The organism is Massilia timonae CCUG 45783, from assembly GCF_000315425.1.
GTDB classification, from domain to species: Bacteria; Pseudomonadota; Gammaproteobacteria; order Burkholderiales; family Burkholderiaceae_D; genus Telluria; species Telluria timonae.
The window spans coordinates 551,840-574,343 of the sequence record NZ_JH992924.1; the positions used below are offsets into that span (position 1 = coordinate 551,840).

13 protein-coding genes and 1 pseudogene are annotated in these 22,504 nt (G+C 65.1%); 10 read left to right on the forward strand and 4 right to left on the reverse strand.

The window, feature by feature from the left end:
* Both HMPREF9710_RS17580 and HMPREF9710_RS17585 read right to left on the reverse strand, forming a co-directional pair.
* The coding region (locus HMPREF9710_RS17580; RefSeq protein ID WP_005667707.1) for an IS481 family transposase at nt 1-973 on the reverse strand (973 nt) is incomplete at its 3' end.
* 129 nt (nt 974-1,102) lie between these two features.
* A protein-coding gene (locus HMPREF9710_RS17585; protein ID WP_085986720.1) for an IS3 family transposase occupies nt 1,103-2,190 on the reverse strand; the annotation gives its coding sequence in 2 pieces (ribosomal slippage) (nt 1,103-1,938 and nt 1,938-2,190; 1,089 coding nt in all).
* A 60-nt stretch (nt 2,191-2,250) separates the two neighbouring features.
* Here HMPREF9710_RS17585 and HMPREF9710_RS28645 point away from each other — a divergent pair.
* Nucleotides 2,251-2,388 (forward strand): annotated as a pseudogene (locus HMPREF9710_RS28645) (Hcp family type VI secretion system effector); the annotation flags it as partial.
* Nucleotides 2,389-2,560: 172 nt separating this feature from the next.
* Nucleotides 2,561-5,260, forward strand: a complete 2,700-nt coding sequence (locus HMPREF9710_RS17595; protein ID WP_005668535.1) for a TonB-dependent receptor — start codon at nt 2,561-2,563, stop codon at nt 5,258-5,260.
* 68 nt (nt 5,261-5,328) lie between these two features.
* Here HMPREF9710_RS17595 and HMPREF9710_RS17600 read toward each other — a convergent pair whose 3' ends face one another.
* A complete protein-coding gene (locus HMPREF9710_RS17600; protein ID WP_005668536.1) occupies nt 5,329-8,196 on the reverse strand; it encodes a TonB-dependent receptor in 2,868 nt (955 codons plus the stop codon).
* A gap of 525 nt (nt 8,197-8,721) precedes the next feature.
* On the opposite strand from HMPREF9710_RS17600, the gene aroG reads away from it, so the two are divergent.
* On the forward strand, nt 8,722-9,780 hold the full coding sequence (gene aroG, locus HMPREF9710_RS17605) for a 3-deoxy-7-phosphoheptulonate synthase AroG (protein ID WP_005668537.1): 1,059 nt from the start codon (nt 8,722-8,724) through the stop codon (nt 9,778-9,780).
* A 66-nt stretch (nt 9,781-9,846) separates the two neighbouring features.
* Here aroG and HMPREF9710_RS17610 read toward each other — a convergent pair whose 3' ends face one another.
* Nucleotides 9,847-12,759: a TonB-dependent receptor domain-containing protein gene (locus tag HMPREF9710_RS17610; RefSeq protein WP_229409854.1), complete on the reverse strand. Its 2,913-nt coding sequence runs from the start codon at nt 12,757-12,759 to the stop codon at nt 9,847-9,849.
* 532 nt (nt 12,760-13,291) lie between these two features.
* Between HMPREF9710_RS17610 and HMPREF9710_RS17615 the strand changes: the two genes are divergently transcribed.
* The 7 genes from HMPREF9710_RS17615 to rluB all read left to right on the forward strand — a co-directional run bounded on the left by HMPREF9710_RS17615 (nt 13,292) and on the right by rluB (nt 22,301).
* Nucleotides 13,292-14,230, forward strand: a complete 939-nt coding sequence (locus HMPREF9710_RS17615; RefSeq protein WP_005668540.1) for an ABC transporter permease — start codon at nt 13,292-13,294, stop codon at nt 14,228-14,230.
* On the forward strand, nt 14,227-15,249 hold the full coding sequence (locus HMPREF9710_RS17620) for an ABC transporter permease (protein WP_005668542.1): 1,023 nt from the start codon (nt 14,227-14,229) through the stop codon (nt 15,247-15,249). The genes HMPREF9710_RS17615 and HMPREF9710_RS17620 overlap by 4 nt, the downstream gene beginning before the upstream one ends.
* Before the next feature lie 8 nt (nt 15,250-15,257).
* Nucleotides 15,258-16,958 (forward strand): ABC transporter ATP-binding protein, encoded by a 1,701-nt coding sequence (locus tag HMPREF9710_RS17625; RefSeq protein WP_085986724.1) that lies wholly within the window; start codon nt 15,258-15,260, stop codon nt 16,956-16,958.
* 91 nt (nt 16,959-17,049) lie between these two features.
* A complete protein-coding gene (locus tag HMPREF9710_RS17630; RefSeq protein WP_005668545.1) occupies nt 17,050-17,994 on the forward strand; it encodes a VTT domain-containing protein in 945 nt (314 codons plus the stop codon).
* Between the two features lie 192 nt (nt 17,995-18,186).
* Complete coding sequence (locus tag HMPREF9710_RS17635; protein WP_157225637.1) at nt 18,187-19,200, forward strand: glucokinase; 1,014 nt, start codon at nt 18,187-18,189, stop codon at nt 19,198-19,200.
* Nucleotides 19,201-19,606: 406 nt separating this feature from the next.
* The gene (gene scpB / locus HMPREF9710_RS17640) at nt 19,607-20,341 is read left to right on the forward strand and encodes an SMC-Scp complex subunit ScpB (protein ID WP_005668548.1); all 735 of its coding nucleotides are present in this window, start codon (nt 19,607-19,609) and stop codon (nt 20,339-20,341) included.
* A complete protein-coding gene (rluB, locus tag HMPREF9710_RS17645; RefSeq protein ID WP_005668551.1) occupies nt 20,328-22,301 on the forward strand; it encodes a 23S rRNA pseudouridine(2605) synthase RluB in 1,974 nt (657 codons plus the stop codon). Before scpB ends, rluB begins: the two co-directional genes overlap by 14 nt.
* Nucleotides 22,302-22,504: the final 203 nt, after the last annotated feature.

Consider the following 22,504-nt stretch of genomic DNA (forward strand, 5'->3'; position numbering starts at 1 on the left):
TGTCAAGTCCCGCCTGTTCATAAACCCGTTTGACAAATAATTCGGGGCGCTTTTTCTGCCATTCTTTGAGCGCCAGAATTGGTGTTTTGCTGTCGATGGCGCGTTGCGGAATATGATGGTTGTAGAGCTTCAAGTAGTTCATCAAGGTCGCCTCCAGATCAGCCCTGCTGTCGAAACGGGTTTGCTGTAGCAGTTCGTTGATTCGTCCGTTGAAGCGCTCTACCATGCCATTCGTTTGCGGGTGCCGTGGCGGTGCCAGGCGATGCTCTGCCGGCAGTGCGGTACAAGCCACATCGAAGGCATGGTTGCCGCTCGGCTTCTTGTCCTTGGTAGCGAAGCGGTCAGTGAACTGAGAGCCGTTATCTGTCAGTATCTTGCTGATCTTGATCGGTGAAGCAAGCTTGAGCCGACGCAGGAAATCGACGCTGCTCTTGTCCGTCATGTCGCCATAGATGTGCATGAAAACCCATCGCGTGGCCCGGTCGATCGCGACGAACAGATAGCGACGCGAGGTTTCGTCAGGCATCTGGGGCAAGTATTTGATATCGATGTGAACGAAGCCTGGTTCGTAATCCTTGAACGTCTTTTTCGGCGCGATCGTTTCGCCTTCAGCTTTCGGGATGACATCTTCAAGACGTGACATGCCCTCGCGCTTCAAAAGGCGGGCAAGACCTGAGCGAGAGACGTCAGGATTGATGTACTGCTTGGTGACGAAGAGAAGATCGTCCAATGGCAAATAAAGCGACTGGCGCAGCGCAAGCACGATCGCTTCCTGCGCTGCGCTCAGGGTGGTCTTGAGGACATGGGCACGGTGGGAACGGTCCTGTACATCATCACGCTTGAGCCACTTCTTGGCGGTAGCCCGGCTGACATTGAAGACCTTGGCCGCCTGGCGATCTGACAGGCCCGAGTCCTTGATCTCTTGGCGCGTTTTCGGTGTAGTTCGGGCTTGCGGGTGAATGCGTGAACTCATGCTGCAAATTGCTCCTGGTGCTTTGAAATTCCGGGATTGCTGAACCCAGCAATCAACTCGTTCAGCATAGCCTTTGCTCGGAATAAAGGCCAGCTACGACGAGGAATATGATCGCACGGCACTAAACAGCTAAGCGGCCAGTGCCAATTTCTGTTTTGGCGTGATACCGCCGAGTGCCATGTTGGGCCGGTCGTGATTGTAGGTCCACAACCAGTTGGTAGCAAATTCCTGGATCTCTTCGAGCGTCTCGAACAGGTGATGCGCAAGCCAATCGTAACGCACGGTCCTGTTGTATCGCTCGACGTAGGCGTTCTGTTGCGGTTGTCCTGGCTGGATGAAATCGATGCGGATGCCGCGTTTTGCAGCCCACGCCAAAGTCACCGCGCTGATGTATTCAGGGCCGTTGTCGCAGCGGATGGCTTCCGGTTTGCCGCGCCATTCGATGATCCGGTCGAGCGAGCGTATCACGCGCTCGGACGGCAGCGAGAAATCGACTTCGATCCCCAAGCCCTCGCGGTTGAAATCATCGATGACGTTGAACAAACGGATGCTCCGCCCGTCGGCGAGCTGGTCGTGCATGAAGTCCATCGACCAGCTCTGATTGATCGCGAGCGGCACCGCCAGCGGCAGCGGCTTTTCACGTACCAGACGATGACGCGGCTTGATCCGCAGATTCAGCTCGAGCTCGCGGTAAATCCTGTAGACGCGCTTGTGGTTCCATCTGAAGCCCTTGACGTTGCGCAGATACAGGAAGCACAGCCCGAAGCCCCAGTTGCGCTGGTTGTTCGTCAGTCGCACCAGCCAGTCCGCGATGAGGACGTTTTCCGCATCCAGCTTGGCCTTGTAGCGGTAGCAGGTCTGGCTGATGCCAAACGCTTTGCACGCCAGCTTGACCGTGGCTGCCCGCTCCGTTACGGCCCATTGCGCCATCTCCCGCCGCTGAGATGGCGCTACCATTTTTTTGTGAGCGCCTCCGCGACGATCTCTGCCTTGAGGCGCTCCTCGACGTACATCTTCTTGAGCCGCCGGTTTTCCTCTTCCAACTCCTTCATGCGTGCCATCAACGAGGCGTCCATTCCGCCGAATTTGGAGCGCCACTTGTAGAACGTGGCGTTGCTGATGCCGTGCTCGCGGCACAGCTCTGGCACCGGGCTACCGGCTTCGGCTTGCTTGAGGATGGCGATAATCTGGCTGTCGGTAAAGCGGGACGTCTTCATGTAGAGCTTTCTGTGTCTTAAGTAGAAAATTCTACTTCTGAACGCGCTCTTTTTGTGGGGGGATTACCGCTGAACGAACAGGTGAGCTTGAAATTCTCCAAAGTAAAGTGGCGCTACACCCAACAAAAAGTCGGCGGCGGGAGCGGAGGGAGCACCGTAGGCGGGTGGGATCTGGCTGCGAATCGTATAACGGTGTAACGCGTCGAAGCGTTACCAGCACCGGAACGTCGCGCGTTGAACGAACGCCGACGGCTTCCGTCATTTTTCATTATTGAATCAAACATTATTGTCATAAAGTTGCTCTAAATAATTCGTTTGTACTGCGTCGATGGCTTGTTAGAGTTCGTTTCCCAATAAAAACAAGCCAATCATGAAACATACCTACCTCCTGGCCGCCGCCATCGGCGCGCCGCTGCTGGCCCACGCCCAGGCGGCGGCGACCTCGGCCGATGCGCCGGCCGCTACCACCACCAACACCGCGCCCGCGTCGGTCCTCGTCACCGGTTCGCGCATCGCCCGCGCGCAACTGGACGGTCCGTCGGCGGTCACCGTCATCACCGGCGACGAGATCACGCGCCAGGGTTACAAGAATGTGTTCGATGCCCTGAACAACCAGGTGCAGAACAGCGGTTTCGTGCAGGGCGCCGACTTCGGCAATACCTTCACGCCGTCGGCGAACACCATCAGCCTGCGCGGCCTGGGGCCGAACCACACGCTGATCCTGCTCAATGGCCGGCGCCTGGCCGACTTCCCGATCGCCTATGAAGGCACGGTCAACTTCACCAACCTGGCCAATATCCCGTCGGCCATCGTCGAACGCATCGAGATCCTGTCGGGCGGCGCCTCGGCCATCTATGGCTCGGACGCGATCGCCGGCGTGGTCAACATCATCCTCAAAAGGAAAGCCGAGGGCGTCGACCTCAACGTCAAGCTGGGCGGCACCAGCCGCGGCGGCGGCGCCGAGCGGCGCGTGCAGCTCACCGGCGGCAAGCAGTTCGACCGCCTGAGCACCGTGTTCGCGCTCGAGTTCTCGGAACGCAATCCGATCGGCGCCTACCAGCGCGATTTCATGGCCGAACGCTCGGGCACGCCGACCAATGTGCTGTCGCGCCGTGACGCCACCGTGGGCCGCTACATCGATCCGGGCGCGACCTGCGCGCAATTGGGCGACCTGTTCGGCGGCAGCGTCGTCAACTACGCATCGCGCACCGGTAACTACTGCGCCAGCAACAAGGTCAGCCCCACCTACTGGTCGGTGCAGACCCGGAACCAGAGCAAGAATGCATTCGGCAGCGCCACCTATGAGCTCGACGAGAACACGACGCTGTTCGCCGACATCCTGCTGGGCCAAAACGACACCGTCAACAATACGCGCGGTCCGTCGTGGACGTCGAACTCGCTCAACAATGGTTATTTCCTGAACCGGAACACAGGGCATTACGAAGCCTGGACCCGTTACATTTCCCCGGAAGAGATGGGCGGCCTGTCGCGCTACGACCGCTTCTGGGAAGACGGCGCGGTCGCCGCTTCGCTCGGCGCGCGCGGCATCGTGCCGGGCACCAGCTGGAAGTGGGAAGCCGGCTACAGCGCCTCGTGGTATGAGAGCAAGGGCAAGACCCCGCGCGCGCTGTCGAACATCGACAGCTTCTTCCTCGGGCCGCGCCTGGGAACCGACGCGAGCGGCGTCGCCATCTACGCGCCGGACCCGACGCGGCTGGCGACCCGCGTGAATCCGGACGAATTCGGCACGATCACCGGCTACGCCGAAAGCGACGACGAGTCGTGGACCCACACGGTGTCGGCCAGCGCCAATGGAGAAGTAGCGCAACTGCCGGCCGGCCCGCTGCAACTGGCGGTGGTGGCCGAGGCCGGCCGCCAGGGCTTTACCAATGCGCCCGACCAGCGCATCAATGCGGGCTATTTCAACCTGGCGCCGAACACCGCCGTCACCGCCGGCACCCGCAACCGCTACGCGCTCGGCGCCGAAGCGAGTGTTCCCTTGCACAAGGTCCTGACCGCGACCCTGGCCGGCCGCTACGACCGTTATGAATTCGCCGAGCGCGACAGCGGCAAGTTCACCTATGCCGGCGGCCTGGAACTGCGGCCGACGCGCGAGGTGCTGGTGCGCGCCAACTACGCCACCAGCTTCCGGGCGCCGGACATGAATTACATCTACAAGGCGCGCGGCACCGGCTATTACTCGTCGACCACCGACCACTACCGCTGCGGCGCCACCGGCCAGCCGCTGGCGAGCTGCGAATTCGCCAACTACTCGCCGGGCGCCGACTACGTCCAGTATGGCAGCGCCGACCTCAAGCCGGAGCAGGGCAAGTCGTATGGCGCTGGCATCGTCTGGTCGCCGAGCACGAGTTTCGATGCCTCGGTCGATTACTGGAATATCGAGATCGACGACCTGGTGACCAATCTGTCGGCCGACCAGCTGCTGCGCGACGAAGCGGCCTGCCGCCTGGGCTCGCTGGACATCGGCTCGTCGCTGTGCGCGGACACGATCTCGCGCATCACGCGCTACGCGGCCAGTTCGCCGGTGCGTCCGGGCGAGATCCGCGAGATCCGTGTGAACCCGATCAATGCGGCCGAGGAGTCGAGCAGCGGCATCGACGTCAGCGCCCGTTATGCGCTGCGCACCACGGCCTGGGGCACGTTCACCTTGCGCGGCAATTATTCGAAAACGCTGACCCGCCGCTCGAAACAGTTCGCCGGCGACACGGTACGCGACGAACTCAATTCGCTCACCAGTTCGGACTGGCCGGACAAGCTGGCAGCCAGCCTGAACTGGAACGTGGGCGCCTGGTCGTCGACCCTGTTCGCCACCCGCTACGGCAAGATTCCGAACTCGGCCCAGACCGACTACCTGACGCCGACCACGCTGGTCAACGCGAGCGTCGTGTATCGCGTGAATGACCGCCTGACGTTGTCGGCGATCGTCAACAATGTGTTCGACCGCATCAAGCACGACACCACCGGCGGCTGGCCCAATTATGCGGTGGGCAGCTACAGCCCGGCGGGACGGACCGGGTGGGTCGAGCTGAACTATCACTTCGGCGGTTGACCGGCTGGTGGCGTGCGCCGGATGCGTGGCACGAATGACTCCGTGCCGCGCATCCGGCCATCGCCAGCTCAGAAGGCGTATCTCGCTCCCAGCGTGAAGAAGCGGCCGATCGCGCCGTAGTAGTCGAGCGGGTTGTACGACACCGCGCCATAGGTCAGCGGGTCGAGCGGCGCCTGCTTGTCGAACAGGTTCTGGATCGAGCCGTAGATTTCCCAGCGCGCTTGCGGCTTCCAGCGGAATACCAGGTCGACCGTGGTGAACGAGGCCAGTTCGCAATCGCTCGGCGCGTCAATGCCGTTGGCGAAGTGGCTGGCGCAGCCTTCCGGATCGTCCTTGAAGAAGGTGTTGTCGATCGGACCCCGGTAGTTGACGTTGGCCGACACGCGCCAGTTGGCGCGCTCCCAGGTCGCGCGCAGGTTGGCCTTGTGGTCCGGCGTGCCCATGCAGTTGCTGACGTCGCAATTGCCGTGGGTGCCGGCGTAGTCGCGCGTGGTGCCGTCCTGTTCGGTGCGCTCCCATTTGTCGAGGTAGGTGTACTTGACGTCGAAGGTCAGGGTGCCCCAGTTGTTCGGGAGTCCGAAGCCCTGGCGCGCATCGAGGTCGATGCCGCGCACCTCGGTTTCGGCCGAGTTCACGTATTCGGCCAGCACCGCCGTGATCGCGCCCGGGTCGCCCGGGATCGTCGGCACCGCCGTGCTCGGATCGCGCGCCACGTCGCCGGCGGCGATCGCGGCGTCGATCTGCTGCTGGTTGATCTCGTTCTTGCGCTTGATGTTCCAGAAGTCGAGCGAGAAACTGGTGCGTGGCAGCGGATCCCAGATCGCGCCGATATTCCAGCTCTTCGAGCGTTCCGGGCTCAGGTCCTGGTTGGGCGAGGTGATGACCGACACCGAGGCCGGGCTGCAGGCGGTCTGCACGCCCAGCGCGCAGCGGGCCGGATCGGTGGCGTTGGCGAAGGCGGCCAGGCCGCCGACGCCGTTCTCGGCCGGACTCGGCGCGCGGAAGCCCTTGGCCCAGGTGGCGCGCAGCGCCAGCTCGCGGCGCGGGTTCCACTTGACGCCGACCTTCGGGGTCCAGGCGTCGCCCACGTCGGTGAAGTGGTCGTAGCGCATGGCGCCGGTCAGTTCGAGTCCGGGCAGCACCGGCGCCAGCACTTCGCCATAAATGCCGGTCACGTTGCGCTGGCCGTCATAGGCCGAGTAGCCGAGGCCGATGATGTTGCCGCGCTCGGTGCCGGCGGTCGGCTCCAGCCGCGCCGACTCGTGGCGGAATTCGGCGCCCAGCGCCACGCCCACCGCGCCGCCGGCCAGCTTGCCGATCTCGCGCGTGGCCTTGAAGTCGACCTGGGCGATCTCGGTCTCGGCGTCGTTCGAGATGGTCGGCGACAGGGCGGCGTACAGGTCCGGTGAATTCAGGCCCGCGTTCTCGGCGATGCGCCAATAGGCGCCGGCCGGCAGCGCGCGGTAGCCGGGATTGGCCTGGGCCGCCGCCACGTTCGCGGCCGACGGGTCGAGCAGGGCGAAGGTGGCGTCGCGCTGCAGGTAGCCGCGGCGGTCGTTGTCGACCCGGCTGGTCGAATACAGCAGCGAGGTATCCCAGTCCCAGGCGCCGTGGGTGCCGCGCGCGCCGAACAGCGCGCGGATGAAGGTCGAGGAAATGTCGGACTCGCGCGGGCCGACGTCGAACGGCAGGTAGCGCAGCCGCGCCGCACGGCCGAAGTATGGGTTGTCGGGGTGCTCGGCGCCGAGCTGGACGCCGGCGTTGCTGACCGGGCCGCCGGGATAGCCGACGCTGGCCGCGATCGGATTCGGCGTTGAGCTGGACTGGGCCAGGCTGTTGTACAGATTGAGTTCGGCATAGGCCTCGGTATCGCCCTGCAGCTTGAGCGTGCCGCGGCTGTACAGCGACAGGTATTCGCTGTCGGGCTGGATCTGGTTGTACAGGAAGGCCGAATCGACCAGGCAGCCGCCGAGCGGATCGCCCTGCGGGTGATTGGTGAAATTGCTGCAGGCGGCGCCCGGGAAGGTGCGCGTGAAGCCGGGCCCGGCCAGGTTGCCGCGGTTGTAGTACTCCAGCGTGTCGGGGTTGCGCACATTGCCGTTGATGGCGTTGCCGGACTGGTTGTTGCCGGTGATGGCGCCGGTGCCGCCGAAGCCTTCCTGGGCCGAATAGCCATAGGGCCGCAGGTCGATCTTGCCGATGTAGTCGCGGTTGCCGCGGTCGCGGTACCAGATTTCTTGCGTGTGCTTGTACTCGACGTTGACCAGCACGTTGTAGCGGTCGGTCTCGAGGTCGCCGAAGCCCCAGGCCAGGGCCAGGTTGTGCTGCTGGCCGTCGCCGGCCTCGCCGCTGCCGTACAGCGCGCGCGCGCTGGTGCCCTGGAAGTTGCGGCGCAGGATGATGTTGACCACGCCGGCGATCGCGTCCGAACCATAGATGGCCGAGGCGCCGTCCTTGAGGATCTCGATGCGCTCGACCGCGTCGGTCGGGATCACGTTGAGGTCGGCGAACACCTTCTGGCCGTCGTCGGCCAGGCCGTAGGGCGCCATGCGGCGGCCGTTGAGCAGCACCAGGGTCGAGGCCGTGCCCAGGCCGCGCAGCGAGATGCCCGAGGCGCCGGCCGCGAAGCCGCTGCCAAAGCTCATCGGCACCGAGCCCTGGTTGTCGACCGCCAGGGTCTGCAGCAGCTCGGCCACCGTGGTCTTGCCCGAGCGCTCGATATCGTTGCGGTTGACGGTGAGCACGCTCGACGCGGTCTCGGCCTGGGCGCGGCGGATGTTCGAGCCGGTGATCTCGACGCGGGCCACGGGAGCGGCTTCTTGCGCGACGGCAGGGTGGGGAAGGGCCAGCAGCACGGGGCCGGCGAGCGCCAGGCCGGCGGCGCCGCCTCCCGCGAACAGGCGGCGCACGGAACGGGAAAGCAGGGTTTCAGTCATGGTCCGACACTCCAGTGGATGGAAGGATCCGGATGGCGCGGGTGGAGGGCTTGATCCTTATTGCAGATCAATTTCCCTGGCACCTCTTAGCACCTATTTGTGTCTACAATCAACACGCGCGCCCGCCGGGCTTGAATCGACTGTTGCATCGGCAGCCATGGCGGGACTGAGCTAACGCAAGATGCGCGCAAGATAAGGGGCGTAGGTGCCCGAGTTCAGATGGGCATGTCAGTTTGCTGCAACCGATTGTTGTCTGTACAAGCGTGGAACGGGCGACAAAAGGCTTGCCAACTTTCATGCCTTGTTGTTATAGTCAATTCGACCAAACCCGGACGACACCATGCGCCACGCTTTCTTTACCCGCTTTTTTTACTTTAGCCATTCCAGCCCCTGGCGGTGGAGTAGCGGCGGGTACGCGCAGTAAAACGTCCCGGCAACATCCAGACAAACCGCCAGCGATGGCGGTTTTTTTATTTCCAGTCCTGAACCAATACAGCAAAGAACAGCACGAAAGGGAGTCCCAGCATGCCCCGCACCGACGATTTACGCATCCGTGAAATGAAGGAACTGACGCCGCCCTCGCACCTGATCCGCGAGTTCCCGGTGACCCCGCAGGCCGAGCAGACAGCAAGCGGCGCGCGCATCGACCTGCACCGCATCCTGCACGGCCAGGACGACCGCCTGATGGTGGTGATCGGACCGTGCTCGATCCACGACCCGAAGGCGGCGCTCGAGTATGCGCGCAGGCTGGTCGAGCAGCGCCGCCGCTTCGCCGGCGAGCTGGAAGTCGTGATGCGCGTCTATTTCGAGAAGCCGCGCACCACGGTCGGCTGGAAGGGCCTGATCAACGACCCGTACATGGACAACAGCTTCCGCATCAACGACGGCCTGCGCATGGCGCGCGAGCTGCTGCGCGACATCAACGAGATGGGCCTGCCGGCCGGCACCGAGTTCCTCGACGTGATCAGCCCGCAGTACATTGCCGACCTGGTCAGCTGGGGCGCGATCGGCGCCCGCACCACCGAGTCGCAGGTGCACCGCGAGCTGGCGTCAGGGCTGTCGTGCCCGGTCGGCTTCAAGAACGGCACCGACGGCAATATCAAGATCGCGACCGAGGCGATCAAGGCCGCGTCGCAGCCACACCATTTCCTGTCGGTGACCAAGGGCGGCCACTCGGCCATCGTGTCGACCTCGGGCAACGAGGATTGCCACATCATCCTGCGCGGCGGCAAGACGCCGAACTACGATGCCGCCAGCGTCGAGGAGGCGTGCCGCCAGATCGCCGCGCTCGGCCTGGCCAGCCGCCTGATGATCGACGCTTCGCATGCGAACAGTTCCAAGAAGCCGGAGAACCAGGTGCCGGTGTGCGCCGACATCGCGGCCCAGATCGCGGGCGGCGACGACCGCATCGTCGGCGTGATGATCGAGTCGCACCTGGTGGCCGGACGCCAGGACCTGGTGCCGGGCAAGGAGCTGACCTATGGCCAGTCGGTGACCGATGGCTGCATCGACTGGGATACCAGCGTGGGAGTGCTGGAAGGATTGGCACAAGCGGTGCGCCAGCGCAGGTTGCGCCAGGACTGATCCGCTCCGGCCACCAAATGAAAAACGGCGCACCGAAGTGCGCCGTTTTTTTCGCCTGTCGGCGGCTTAGAACTTGGCGGTCACGTTCAGGAAGATGTGACGGCCCAGGGTGTCATACACCTGCGGATAGGTATTGCCGTTGCCGAACACGGCCGCGACGACGCCCGACACCGGTGGATCCTTGTCCAGCGCATTGTTCATGCCGGCGCGGAAGGTGAAGTTGTCGTTGATGCGGTAGTTGCCCACCAGGTCCAGGTAGCTGCGTGCGCCCATGCGTTCGTCGGCCGGCTCGAAGTCGCCCGCCAGGATCGGATTGTCGCTGGACTGGTCGAGCTTGGTGCCACGGACGTAGCGCCAGGTCGCGCCCAGTTCCAGGCCGCGCCATGGGGTTGCCCACACCGCGCGCAGCTTGTGGCGCCATTTCGGCATCGGGGTGCCGCACGAGGTGCCGTGGAAGCCGGCGCAGTCGTACTCGCCCGAACCCGGGAAGTCTTCCTGGATGAATTCCTTCAGGTAGGTGCCCATCAGCGACAGGTCGAGGCCGCCCCATGCGCCCATCTTCATGCGGTAGTTGGCGCCCAGGTCGACGCCCTTGGTCGACATCTGGCCCAGGTTCTGGTTGGTCGCGACGACCTGCGCGGCCGGCAGCGCCCACAGGGTGCCCAGGCGGTCACGCGTGATCAGCGAGCAGAAGGTCGGATCGCCCGTGTTCAGGCACTGGGTCAGCGTGGTCGAGGCCGGCAAGCCGCCGATCGTGCCCTCGACCTTCATGTCGAAGGCGTCGATGGTGATCGAGCTGTTGCGGGACGGGGTCAGCACCAGGCCCAGGGTATACGAGTCGGAGGTTTCCGGCTCCAGGTTCGGGTTGCCGCCGCTGATCTGGTTGTACTGCAGGGCAGGGCTGTCCTGGATGTTGCCGTACTGGGCCGCGGTGACGCCGGTCAGCTGGCACTGCGCCAGGGTGGCGCTCGGGTTGGCGCCGGCGCAAGGGTCGTTCGACATGCCGAACAGGCTCAGGCCGAACGGGCTGAACAGCTCGACGACGTTGGCCGCGCGCGCCGCGCGCTGGTAGCTGAAGCGGAACTTCGCTTCTTCCACCGGCGCCCACTCGATGCCGGCGCCGTAGGAATTGGTCTTGTGGCCGGTCGAATAGTCAGACTTGCGGTAGCTGGCGGTCACGGTCAGCTGGTCGGCGAGCGGCACGTTCTGCAGGATCGGGATGCGGGTCTCGGCGAAGTAGTCGCGCACGCTGAACTGGCCGGCCACGCTCTGGGTCGGGCCGCCCTGGCCGGCCAGGTCGCCGGTCGAGAAGGCCGCGTCGGCGTTCAGGTCCAGTTTTTCGGTGCGGTGTTCCCAGCCGAAGGCGACGCCGATGCCTTCATTGCTGCCCGGGATGGTCAGGCCGTATTCGCCCAGGTCGGACGACAGGTTGATGCCCTGCACGGTCTGCGAGGTGCTGCCGCGCTGGAAGCCCGGCGTCTGCAGGTAGCTCAGCGCGTCCTGGCTCACGCCGCCAAGGCGCCAGATGTTGTATGGGACGCAGTTCGGGTCGGTGCCGTTGGCGAAGCTGCGGCACACCGGGTTGCCGTTGGCGTCGGCGATGACGTCCAGCGCGCGTGCGCTGCGGGCGACCGAGAAGTCGTTGTAGTAGGTTTCCGAGTACAGCACCTTGCCGACCTGGGCGAAGGCGTCATAGCGCCAGTTGCCGATGTCGCCCTTGATACCGATCACGCCGCGGTACGACGTGTGGCGCTGGTCGTCCTGGCGGCCGCCGCCTTCGACGTTGCGGCGGAAGATCAGGACATCGGCGGTGTCGCCCGGGCCGGTCATGCCGAGCGCGCTGCGCCATGCATCGGTGAGCAGCGGGTTTTCCCAGCGGATCGCGTTGGCGCCCGAGGCATCCAGGCCGAACAGGCCGGATGGGGCGATCTGCGCCACCGTGCTGTCGTCGTGGAAGCTGGCTTCGGTGTACAGGCGCGCCTTCTCGTTGATGTCGTAGTGGCTGAAGGCGCTGAAGGTGTAGCGTTCGGTCGGACGGCGGTAGTAGTTCAGCGGGCCGAAGTTGTACTGGTCGGTGGCGGCCACGTAGGGGCGCACGTTGCCGTTGGCGTCAGCCACGGTGCGGTCGCCGTTGGCGGTGATGAAGCGGCCCGGGTAGCTGGTGCCGGAGCCGCCGCAGTTGAACTGGTTGCCCGAGCTGAAGCCGTCCAGCGAGCAGGACGAGAAGTCGCGCTGCGACTGCAGCACCGGATCTTCCTTCTTGTAGCCGAAGTACAGCGTGGCATTGCCCTTGCCGTCGGCGAAGTTGCCGCCCAGCAGCAGGCTGATGTCCTTGATCTTGGCGTCGGCGCCGACGTCGTCCGGCAGCGGGTAGTTGCGGCGCTGGGCCGCCTGGGCCGCCAGGCCGCCGTTCTGGTCGTGGTTGTAGAACTGGTAGTTGGCGTCGATCTGCACACCCTGGAAGGTGTCGTTCATGATGAAGTTGACGACACCGGCCACGGCGTCCGAACCGTAGATGGCGCCGGCGCCGCCGGTCAGCACCTCGACGCGCTTGATCAGCGCGGCGGGAATCTGGTTCAGGTCGGCCGCGGTATTGCGCGGGCTGCCGGCCGGCAGGCGGCGGCCGTTGACCAGCACCAGGGTGCGGTCGGCGCCGAAGTTACGCAGGTTGACGGTGGCCGTGCCGGACGAGCCGTTCGAGATCGAGCCGCCCTGGTCGGCGAACACCTGGGGCAGGTTGTTCAGCAGGCTCTCGACCGATTTCACGCCCTCCAGCGCGATATCCTTGGCGCCGACCACGGTGACCGGGCTGACGCTTTCCAGGTTGGCGGTCGCGATGCGCGAACCGGTCACTTCCACGCGCTGGGCCGATTCGACGGCAGGCGGCGCTTCCTGCGCGTGGGCGCCGGTCACGGCGACGACAAGGCCGCCGGCGCACATCAGGCGTATCGATCGAGATAACACAGTTTCAACCATCATAGTCAGTCTTCCCCTAAGACCTGGCGGCGGGTCGCGTCGCCAGTAAAGTCAAGTGAATCGCCGTGGCGAATGGGCCCGGCATGTTTTTACTACTTAACAATAAAAACATTGACGAATAGATAGTGTCAATTGGTAACGTCTGTATGCAGCAAAATACAACTGTCTGATGACTTGTCTTTACAATCTGCAATTTTGATGCTAGTCACACAAAAGTCACAAAACTCGAAATACGATATATCATGCGAAAAATATAGTTAGATATAGCATTTGATTCGTTCAAACTATATTTTTGGGACATGATATTGCGAATCCGGCGATGTACATATATCAGGTCGTCGGCAAGCTTCTTATATGAATTCTTGATACCAGTGTCATTACATTGTAATAACCTGTGACTATCGGGGCATAAGATTGCGCGGCTGTCGGTGCGTGCGGATATGCGCTATCGTGTCGTTTTTTGCCATCGTGAATTTGGCTTGGTGGCAAACCTGGGGGGCGGCACGTTCGCCCAATCCGCAAATTCGGGAGTGCGATGTTTGCTTATGTCCTGCGCCGGCTGTGGCAGATGCTGCCGACGATGGGCGGCGTGGTGCTGCTGGTGTTTTTCTTGTTCAACTGGGTCGGCGGCGACCCGGCCTACCTGCTGGCCGGCAAGATGGCCGACGCCGGCGCGATCGAGAACATCCGGCGCCAGCTCGGCACCGACCAGCCGTATGCTGTGCAGCTATGGATCTTCGTCAAGCAGATCCTGACCTTCGACTTCGGCAACGCCTGGAGCACGGGCGAGCCGGTGTCGCACATCATCGCGAGCCGCCTGGGGCCGTCGCTCACGGTCCTGATTCCGCTGACCGTGCTCGAGACCGTGCTGGGCATCGCGCTGGCGCTGGCGATCGCCTTCGTGCGCGGCTCGCTGACCGACCGCGCCGTGATGGTCGCCTGCACGGTCGGGATGTCGATCTCGATCCTGGTCTACATCATCGTGTTCCAGTACGTGTTCGCCTACCAGCTGGGCCTGTTTCCGGTCCAGGGTTGGGGCAATAGTCTGGGAGAGAATTTGCTCAGGTATGCGCTGCTGCCGATCATCATCGGCCTGGCGGTGTCGATCGCGCCGACCCTGCGCCTGTACCGCAGCTTCGTGCTCGACGAAGCGGGGCAGGACTATGTGCGCACCGCGCGCGCCAAGGGCCTGAAGGAGGGCCGCATTGTCTGGGTCCACGTGCTGCGCAATGCCGCGATCCCGATCATCACCCACGTCATGGCCAACCTGCCGGCGCTGCTGATCGGCGCCTTCCTGCTCGAGCGCTTCTTCGGCATTCCCGGCATCGGCCGCGAAGTGATCCTGGCGGTCGAGCGCAGCGATTTCCCGGTGATTAAGGCGATCACGGTCTATGTGGCCGCCGCGACCATGGTGTTCAACCTGCTGGCCGACCTGCTGTACCAGGCGGTCGATCCGCGCGTGCAGCTCAAATGACGATGACCACCACCGTGCACATGCGCTCTCCCGGACTGTGGGCGCTCGCCTGGCGGCGCCTGCGCGCCGACCGCGTCGGGATGGCGGCGCTGGCCGTCGTCGCCGCTTTCCTGCTGCTGGTGCTGTTGTCCGCCACGGGCATGCTGGCCAGCGACTGGGAACAAGAGGTGGCGGTCAACTACGCGCCGCCCAGCTTCGTCGGCGCCGACGCCACGGCGCGCGCCCTGGCCCGCGCCCAGTTGCCGCGCGCCACGCCGCCGAACGCCTTCGACCCGCTGGCGATCGATCTGGCCGAGCTCGAGGCGCAGGTGGCGCAGACCCATCCGCCGGTCGAAAAGCGCACGACCCTGCCGTTCGGCGCCGACAAATGGGGGCACGACATCGTCAAGAAGACCATCAAGGGCGGCGAGACCTCGATCGTGGTGGGCCTGGTGGCGGCCCTGCTGGCGGTGGCGCTCGGCACCCTGTTCGGCGCCGTCTCGGGCTTTTATGGCGGCTGGGTCGACGACCTGTTCAACTGGTTCTACAGCATCTTCACGGCGATTCCGGCGATCCTCATGATCCTGACCGTGGCCGCCGTGCTCCAGCAAAAAGGCGTGGCCACCATCGTGCTGATCCTCGGCCTGACCGGCTGGACCGGCCCCTACCGCCTGATGCGCGCCGAATACATCAAGCACGGCGCGCGCGAATACGTGATGGCGGCGGATGCCATCGGCGCGTCGAGCTGGTCCCGCATGTTCGGCCACATCCTGCCCAATGTCTCGCACGTGGCGCTGGTGCAGATGTCGATCCTGGTGGTGGGCTTCATCAAGGCCGAGGTGATCCTGTCGTTCCTGGGCTTCGGCGTGCCGGTCGGCACCGTGTCCTGGGGCAGCATGCTCAACGAGGCGCAGAATGAACTGATCCTCGGCAAGTGGTGGCAGTTGGCGGCGGCGGCGGGCGCGATGGCGCTGCTGGTGACGAGCTTCTCGCTGTTCGCGGATGCGCTGCGCGATGCGCTCGATCCCAAGATCAAATGACGGCCGATATGACCCAGGAACCATTGTTGCAAGTGCGCGACCTGCGCATCGCCTTTCGCACCGACAAGCGGCAGACCTTCGAAGCCTTGAAGGGCATCTCGTTCGACGTCCCCGACAACAGCACGGTGGCGCTGGTGGGCGAGTCCGGCAGCGGCAAGTCGGTCAGCTCGCTGGCCGTGATGGGCCTGCTGCCGGAGCAGACCACCGTCATCGATCCCGCTTCCAGCATCCGCTTCGCCGGCCGTGAGCTGCTCGGCCTGCCTGCGCGCGAGCGGCGCGCGCTGTGCGGCAAGGACATCGCGATGATCTTCCAGGAGCCGATGTCCTCGCTCAACCCGGTATTCACGGTCGGCTACCAGATCGGCGAGGTCCTGCGCCTGCACCTGGGCATGAGCAGGCGCGCGGCGCGGGCGCGCGCCCTGGCGCTGCTGCACGAGGTCGGCATTCCCGAACCCGGGCGCAAGATCGACGCCTACCCGAGCCAGATGTCGGGTGGCCAGCAGCAGCGGGTGATGATCGCGATGGCGATCGCCTGCGAGCCGCGCCTCCTGATCGCCGACGAGCCGACCACCGCGCTGGACGTGACGATCCAGAAGCAGATCATGGAGCTGATCGCGCGCCTGCAGCGCGAGCGCCGCATGGCGGTGCTGTTCATCACCCACGACCTGGGGCTGGTGGGCGAGATCGCCGACCGCGTGATCGTGATGCGCCACGGCGAGGTGCGCGAGGAGGGCGCGGCCGGCCAGGTGTTCGGCGCCCCGGTCGACGCGTATACCCGGGCGCTGCTGCATTGCCGGCCGCCGCTCGATGCGCGGCCGCTGCGCCTGCCGGTGATCGACGACTATCTGAGCGGCCGCATCCTGCCCGATCAAATGCTTGACCAAGCGCCGGCGCAGCGCGAGCGCGGCACGGCGCCGGACGACCAGCCGGTGCTGGTTGTCAACAATTTGGCGAAAAGTTTCTGGCTGCGCGAAGGCCTGTTCGGCAAGCGCGAATTCAAGGCGGTCAAGGACGTCTCGTTCACCCTGGGCCGCGGCAAGACCCTGGGCGTGGTGGGCGAGTCGGGGTCCGGAAAAACCACGGTTGGGTTGACCCTGCTGCGCCTGCACCGCGCGAGCGGCGGCTCGGCGCTGTTCGAGGGGCGCGACCTGCTGGCCATGTCCGACCGCGAATTCCAGGCGTATAAACGGCGGATCCAGATCATCTTCCAGAATCCCTATGCCTCGCTCAATCCGCGTTTCACGGTCGGCCAGATCTTGCTGGAACCGATGCGCATCCACGGCATCGGCGCCAATGAGATGGAGCGTGCGCAACTGGCGCGCGGCTTGCTGGGGCGGGTGGGCTTGCCGGACGCCGCCTATGGCCGCTATCCGCACGAGTTTTCGGGCGGCCAGCGCCAGCGCATCGCGATCGCGCGCTGCCTGACCATGCGGCCCGAGATCCTGGTGTGCGACGAATCGGTGTCGGCGCTCGACGTCTCGGTGCAGGCCCAGGTGCTGAACCTGCTGCAAGACCTGCAGGACGAATACGGCATGAGCTATATCTTCATCTCGCACGACCTGTCGGTGGTCAAGTACATCTCGGACCAGGTGATGGTGATGCACCATGGCAGCGTGGTCGAGATGGCGGATGCCGACGCGCTGTACCGCGACCCGCAGCATCCGTACACGCGCTCGCTGCTGGCGGCGATTCCGCGTGGCGTCTTGTAAAAACAGCTCATCCGTCACCGGCGTTGCGCTTACGCCAAAAGGAATAGGGGGCGTTCCTGTGCCTCCAGCCCAATTGCGCTAATATACAGAAATGCCCCAGCTAGCCGAACTCCTCCAAGTCTATGGCGTGCTGATCGTGTTCGGCATCGTCCTCGTCGAACAGTTCGGCCTGCCCATACCCGCCTACCCGGTCCTGATCGTGGCCGGTGCGCTCTCGGTCACCGCCGACGTGAGCTGGCACCTGGTATGGGTGGCCGCCATCCTGGCCTGCCTGATCTGCGACGCCTTCTGGTTCCGCGCCGGCCGCTTCTACGGAAAGCGCATCCTGCGGCTGCTGTGCAAGATTTCGCTGTCCCCCGATTCCTGCGTCAACCAGACCGAAGACCGCTTCCGCAAGTTCGGCGTCAAGTCGCTGCTGGTGTCCAAGTTCGTTCCTGGCTTTAACACCATCGCGGCGCCGCTGTCGGGCGCCATGGGCGTCAACCCGCGCCTGTTCCTGCTGTATGCGGTCACCGGCGCGGCGCTCTGGAGCGGCACCGGCATCCTGCTCGGCGTCTGGTTCCATAACAGCGTCGACGGCGTCCTCGACACGCTCTCGACCATGGGCAGCACGGCGCTGACGATCGTGGCCGGCCTGCTGGCCCTGTTCATCGCCTTCAAGTATGCCGAGCGGCGCCGCCACCGTTCGCGCAGCGCGATCGAGCGCATCGGGATCGACGAGGTGCTGGCCCTGATCGAGGCCGGCCACGATCCGGTGATCATCGATGCGCGCAGCCTGAGCGCGCAGCAGATGGAAGCCGCGATTCCCGGCGCCGTGATCTTCAAGGCCTGCCAGCCCGAACACCTGATGGCTTCGCTCGACCGCGACCGCCACATCGTCGTCTATTGCAGCTGCCCGGACGACGTCACCGCCGCCGAAGTGGCGCGCCAGTTCATGGCCAACGGCTTCCACCGTGCCCGTCCGCTCAAGGGCGGGCTCGACGCCTGGAACGCCCAGCGCGGCAACGATCCCGAGCTCGATCCGGCAACCTGCTGACCGGCGCGCCGCCCGGCAGGCGGCGCGATGCGCTCAGTCTCATCAAAAAAGTAGTTCTACTACGTCGGCGCGAGTGGGCGGCGGGTCTTTATAATCCGCCTTGTTGCGGAGTATGTACCTAAACTACAGAAAACACTTGTCGTCAGGGCAAAAAATTTAGTAAGCTTGGGCGTCTTTTACATGCGTACCACCATGACTGCCTCCCCGTTCAGCCCATCGACCGACCGCCCCCATCGCGGCGGCGCCCGCCTGCTTGCCGATATCGGCGGCACCAATTGCCGCTTCGTGCTGGAGCTGGGGCCGGGCCGGCTCGAGGCGGTCGAGGTGCTGCCTTGCGCCGACCATGCCACCCTGGGCGATGCCATGCGCGCCTACCTGGGCAGCGCGGCGGTCAAGGCGATCAGCGCCGCGCCGATCCGCCACGCTGCGATCGCCATCGCCAACCCGGTGAACGGCGACTATGTGCGCATGACCAATCACCACTGGGAATTTTCCACTGAAGCCTTGCGGCAAGAGTGCGGCTTCGAAATCCTGCTGGTGGTCAATGACTTCTCGGCCCTGGCCCGTTCGCTGCCGCATCTTGGCGAGCAAAAGCGCCAGGTGGGCGGTGGCGCGCCGCAGCCGGACGCGGCGCTGGGCCTGCTGGGCGCCGGCACCGGCCTCGGCGTCTCCGGCCTGGTGCCGTGCGGCGACAGCTGGACCGCGCTGCGCAGCGAAGGCGGCCATGTCAGCTTCGCTCCCGTCAACGAGCAGGAAATCGCGATCCTGCAATATGCCTGGCGCGAATTCGAGCACGTCTCGTTCGAGCGCTTCCTGTCCGGCGCCGGCGTCGAGCTCATCTACCGTGCGCTGGCCGACCGCGCCGGCCGCCCTGACGAGCGCCTCGACGCGGCCGAAATCTCGCGCCGCGCACTCAGCGGCGAATGCGCGCTGTGCGACGAGGTGCTGGAAGCGTTCTGCGGCATGCTCGGCACCGTGGCCGGCAACCTGGCCGTCACCCTCGGCGCCCAGGGCGGCGTGTATATCGGCGGCGGCATCGTGCCGCGCCTCGGGGAGCGCTTCGACCGTTCCTCGTTCCGCCGCCGCTTCGAGCAGAAGGGGCGCTTCGCCGGCTACCTGGCCGACGTGCCGACCTATGTGATCACGGCCGAGTACCCCGCATTCCTTGGCGTATCGGCGATTTTGTCGGAAAAACTGTCCGACTGACGCAAATAGGCGCACATCGCAGCGCCGCCCCCTTGTCCGCTGCGGGGTTTTATCGGTTACAATGGCCGCCAGTTGGAAGAAACGACGTCGTCCACTCGCGTGCCGCACAGGCCGCTCCCCGGCAGCGCCCCGATCGCGGGCGTGCCTAAGAGATAGAGTTCCGCCGAGTTCCACGTTTCGCAATGAAGATCAACACCAGCGGCCCGTCGCGCAGGCGGGTTGCCCCTGGTGGGTTCCTTGCCCGCCATGTAACAGCTCCGGCGCTCAGCGCGCCGGGCCCACGGATTCCGGTTTCAGGCAGCAGATCGCAGGGCGACAGGCGCATGGCGCGCAGGCATGCGCGCCACGCGCATTGATCCTGTCCCGACCCCGATTGGCCGAATTGTTTGATTGACGACATCGCGATATGAATACTGACGAGGCCAAGAGAGTCCTCGAAACCGCCTTGCTATGCGCCCGCGAGCCGATGTCGATCCATGGCATGAAGAAACTCTTCGCCGAGGTCGACGCGCAAGGACGGCAGGTCGGCGCCGGCGTCGGCGCCGATACGATCAAAATCTTGCTGGAAGAACTGCGCCAGGATTGGGATGGACGCGGCATCGAGATCGTCAGCCTGGCGTCGGGCTGGCGCTTCCAGAGCCGTCCCGAGATGAAGCCCTATCTCGACCGCCTGTCGCCCGAAAAGCCGCCCAGGTACTCGCGGGCGACCCTGGAAACGCTGGCGATCATCGCCTACCGCCAGCCGGTCACGCGCGGCGACATCGAAGAGATCCGCGGCGTCGCGGTCAATTCGCAGACCATCAAGATGCTGGAAGACCGCGGCTGGATCGACGTCGTCGGCCACCGCGAAGTGGTGGGGCGGCCGGCGCTGCTGGGCACCACGCGCCAGTTCCTGGACGACCTGGGCCTGGCGTCGCTCTCGCAGCTGCCGCCGCTGCAGCCGCTGGCCGAAGGCCCCGACAGCCGCAGCCTGGAAGCCCTCGAGGCGGCATTGAACGATAATTTTGACAGGGCGGACGCCAGCGCGGCCGCCGACGATTTAGCTACTTCACCCGTTGAAGTTCCGATCCGCGACACGCTTGATGACGGGATTGCCGAGGCGGGTCAGCACAATAAAGACACGAACGATGAACCCAACTGAACAAAACGAGACCAAGCCTGTGGATGCAGGCGAGCCAGCTGCAGCCAAGCCGAAGCGTACGCGCAAGGCGGCTGCCGTGGCCGACACTGCGCCGGGCGAGGCCTTAGCGGCCGACGCGCCGGCCAAGCCGAAGCGCACCCGGAAGGCGGCCGTCGCCGCCGAGCCGGTCGCCGCCGAACCTGCGCCAGCCGCCGAAGCGCCGGCGCCGAAGGCCCGCAAGCCGCGCGCCACCAAGGCCGCGAAAGAAGAGTCCGCCGCCGCACCGGCAGACGCGGTCGCCGAAGCGCCGGCCGCGGTCGACGCCGCTCCGGCCCAGGAAGCGCGCAAGCCGCGCGGCCCGCGCCAGATGCGCGAAAAGCGCGCCGAACGCGAAGCCTTGCAGCAGGCCGCCGCGCCGGCTGTCGCCGAGCAGGCCGCTGCGGCGCCCGAGGCTGGCTTTGATGCCGTGCCGGAAGGCGGGCAGGAAGGTAAGCAAGAGGGTAAACAAGAAGCGCGCGGCCGTGGCCAGCACAAGCAGGGCAAGCGCGGCCAGCAAAGCAGCCGTCCGGGCCAGCAAAGCGCTCGTCCCACCGAAGGCGGACGTCCGGCCAAGCAGATCGGCCGCGGCGGCAAGCAGCAGCCGCAGGGCAAGGGCGGCAAGCAGCAGCCGGGCAACGAGGCCGACAATGTGTTCTCCTTCGTCACGTCGAGCGACTTCGACGCCAACGACGGCGCGCGCGGCAACGCTTCGTCCAAGCCGGCGCGGCGCGACCTGACCGCCGACGACGATGCGCCGAAGCTGCACAAGGTGCTGGCCGAGGCCGGCCTGGGTTCGCGGCGCGACATGGAAGAGCTGATCGTCGCCGGCCGCGTCTCGGTCAACGGCGAGCCGGCCCATATCGGCCAGCGCATCCTGCCGACCGACGCGGTCCGCATCAACGGCAAGCTGATCCAGCGCCGCGTGAGCAGCAAGCCGCCGCGCGTGCTGGTCTACCACAAGCCGGCCGGCGAGATCGTCAGCCATGACGATCCGGAAGGCCGTCCATCGGTGTTCGACCGCCTGCCGACCATGAAGGCCGGCAAATGGCTGGCCGTGGGCCGCCTCGACTTCAATACCGAGGGCCTGCTGCTGTTTACGACCTCGGGCGACCTGGCCAACCGCTTGATGCACCCGCGCTACAACATCGACCGCGAATACGCGGTGCGCACCCTGGGCGAGCTCGAGGAAGGCATGCGCCAGAAGCTGCTGTCCGGCGTCGAGCTCGACGACGGCAAGGCCGCGTTCTCGAAGATCCAGAACGGCGGCGGCGAAGGCATCAACCGCTGGTATCGCGTGGTGATCGGCGAAGGCCGCAACCGCGAGGTGCGCCGCATGTTCGAGGCGGTCGGCCTGACCGTCTCGCGCCTGATCCGTACCCGTTACGGCGCCATGACCCTGCCGACCGGCCTCAAGCGCGGTCGCTGGGAAGAGCTGGAAGAAAACGACGTGCGCGCCCTGATGGCGGCCTTCGGCGTCGAGAAGAAGGGCGCTGCCCCCGAGAAGCATGTCAAGGGCGGCCACAAGGGCAAGGGCCCGCGTCCGGAAGGCATGCGCGCCGACGGCAACCGTGGCGCCGAGCGCAACAACGATCGCAGCGACGGCAATCGCATCGACCGCGCCGACGCCAACCGCAACGTCGATCCCTTCGGCCCGCCGGTGGCGCGGGTCGGCGCCACCCGTGGGCAGGGCATCCTGAACGGCCCAGTGCCGAGCGGCAAGCCAGTCGGCGGTCGCCAGGGCGGTTTCGGCGGCCAGGGCGGCGGCAAGGGCCGTGGCGCCAACGCGGGTGGCGGCAAGGGTGGCGCCGGCAGCGGCCGTCCGCGCCAGCCGGATCCGCTGCAGACCACCTTCGGCTTCGCCGGCACCGGCGGCGGCCGTCGCGGCGGCCAGGGGCCGCGCGGCTCGGAACACGGCTTGCCGCGCCGTGGACGTCGCGGCTGAGCACCGTTCATGACCGGCCTGCGCAAGCGTGCGCAGGCCGCGCATGCGTCGCCAGATCGGCGTAAAATGTTTCGCAGCCCATAGCACACTGCCAACTGTTGTTTAAAATCTCATTTATGGTATGGCGATTGCGAGAGAAGCGGAAAAGCAGTATAATTTGCAGCCTAATCGAAGTCCTTCCCGAACGTTGTATCCGCGAGTCG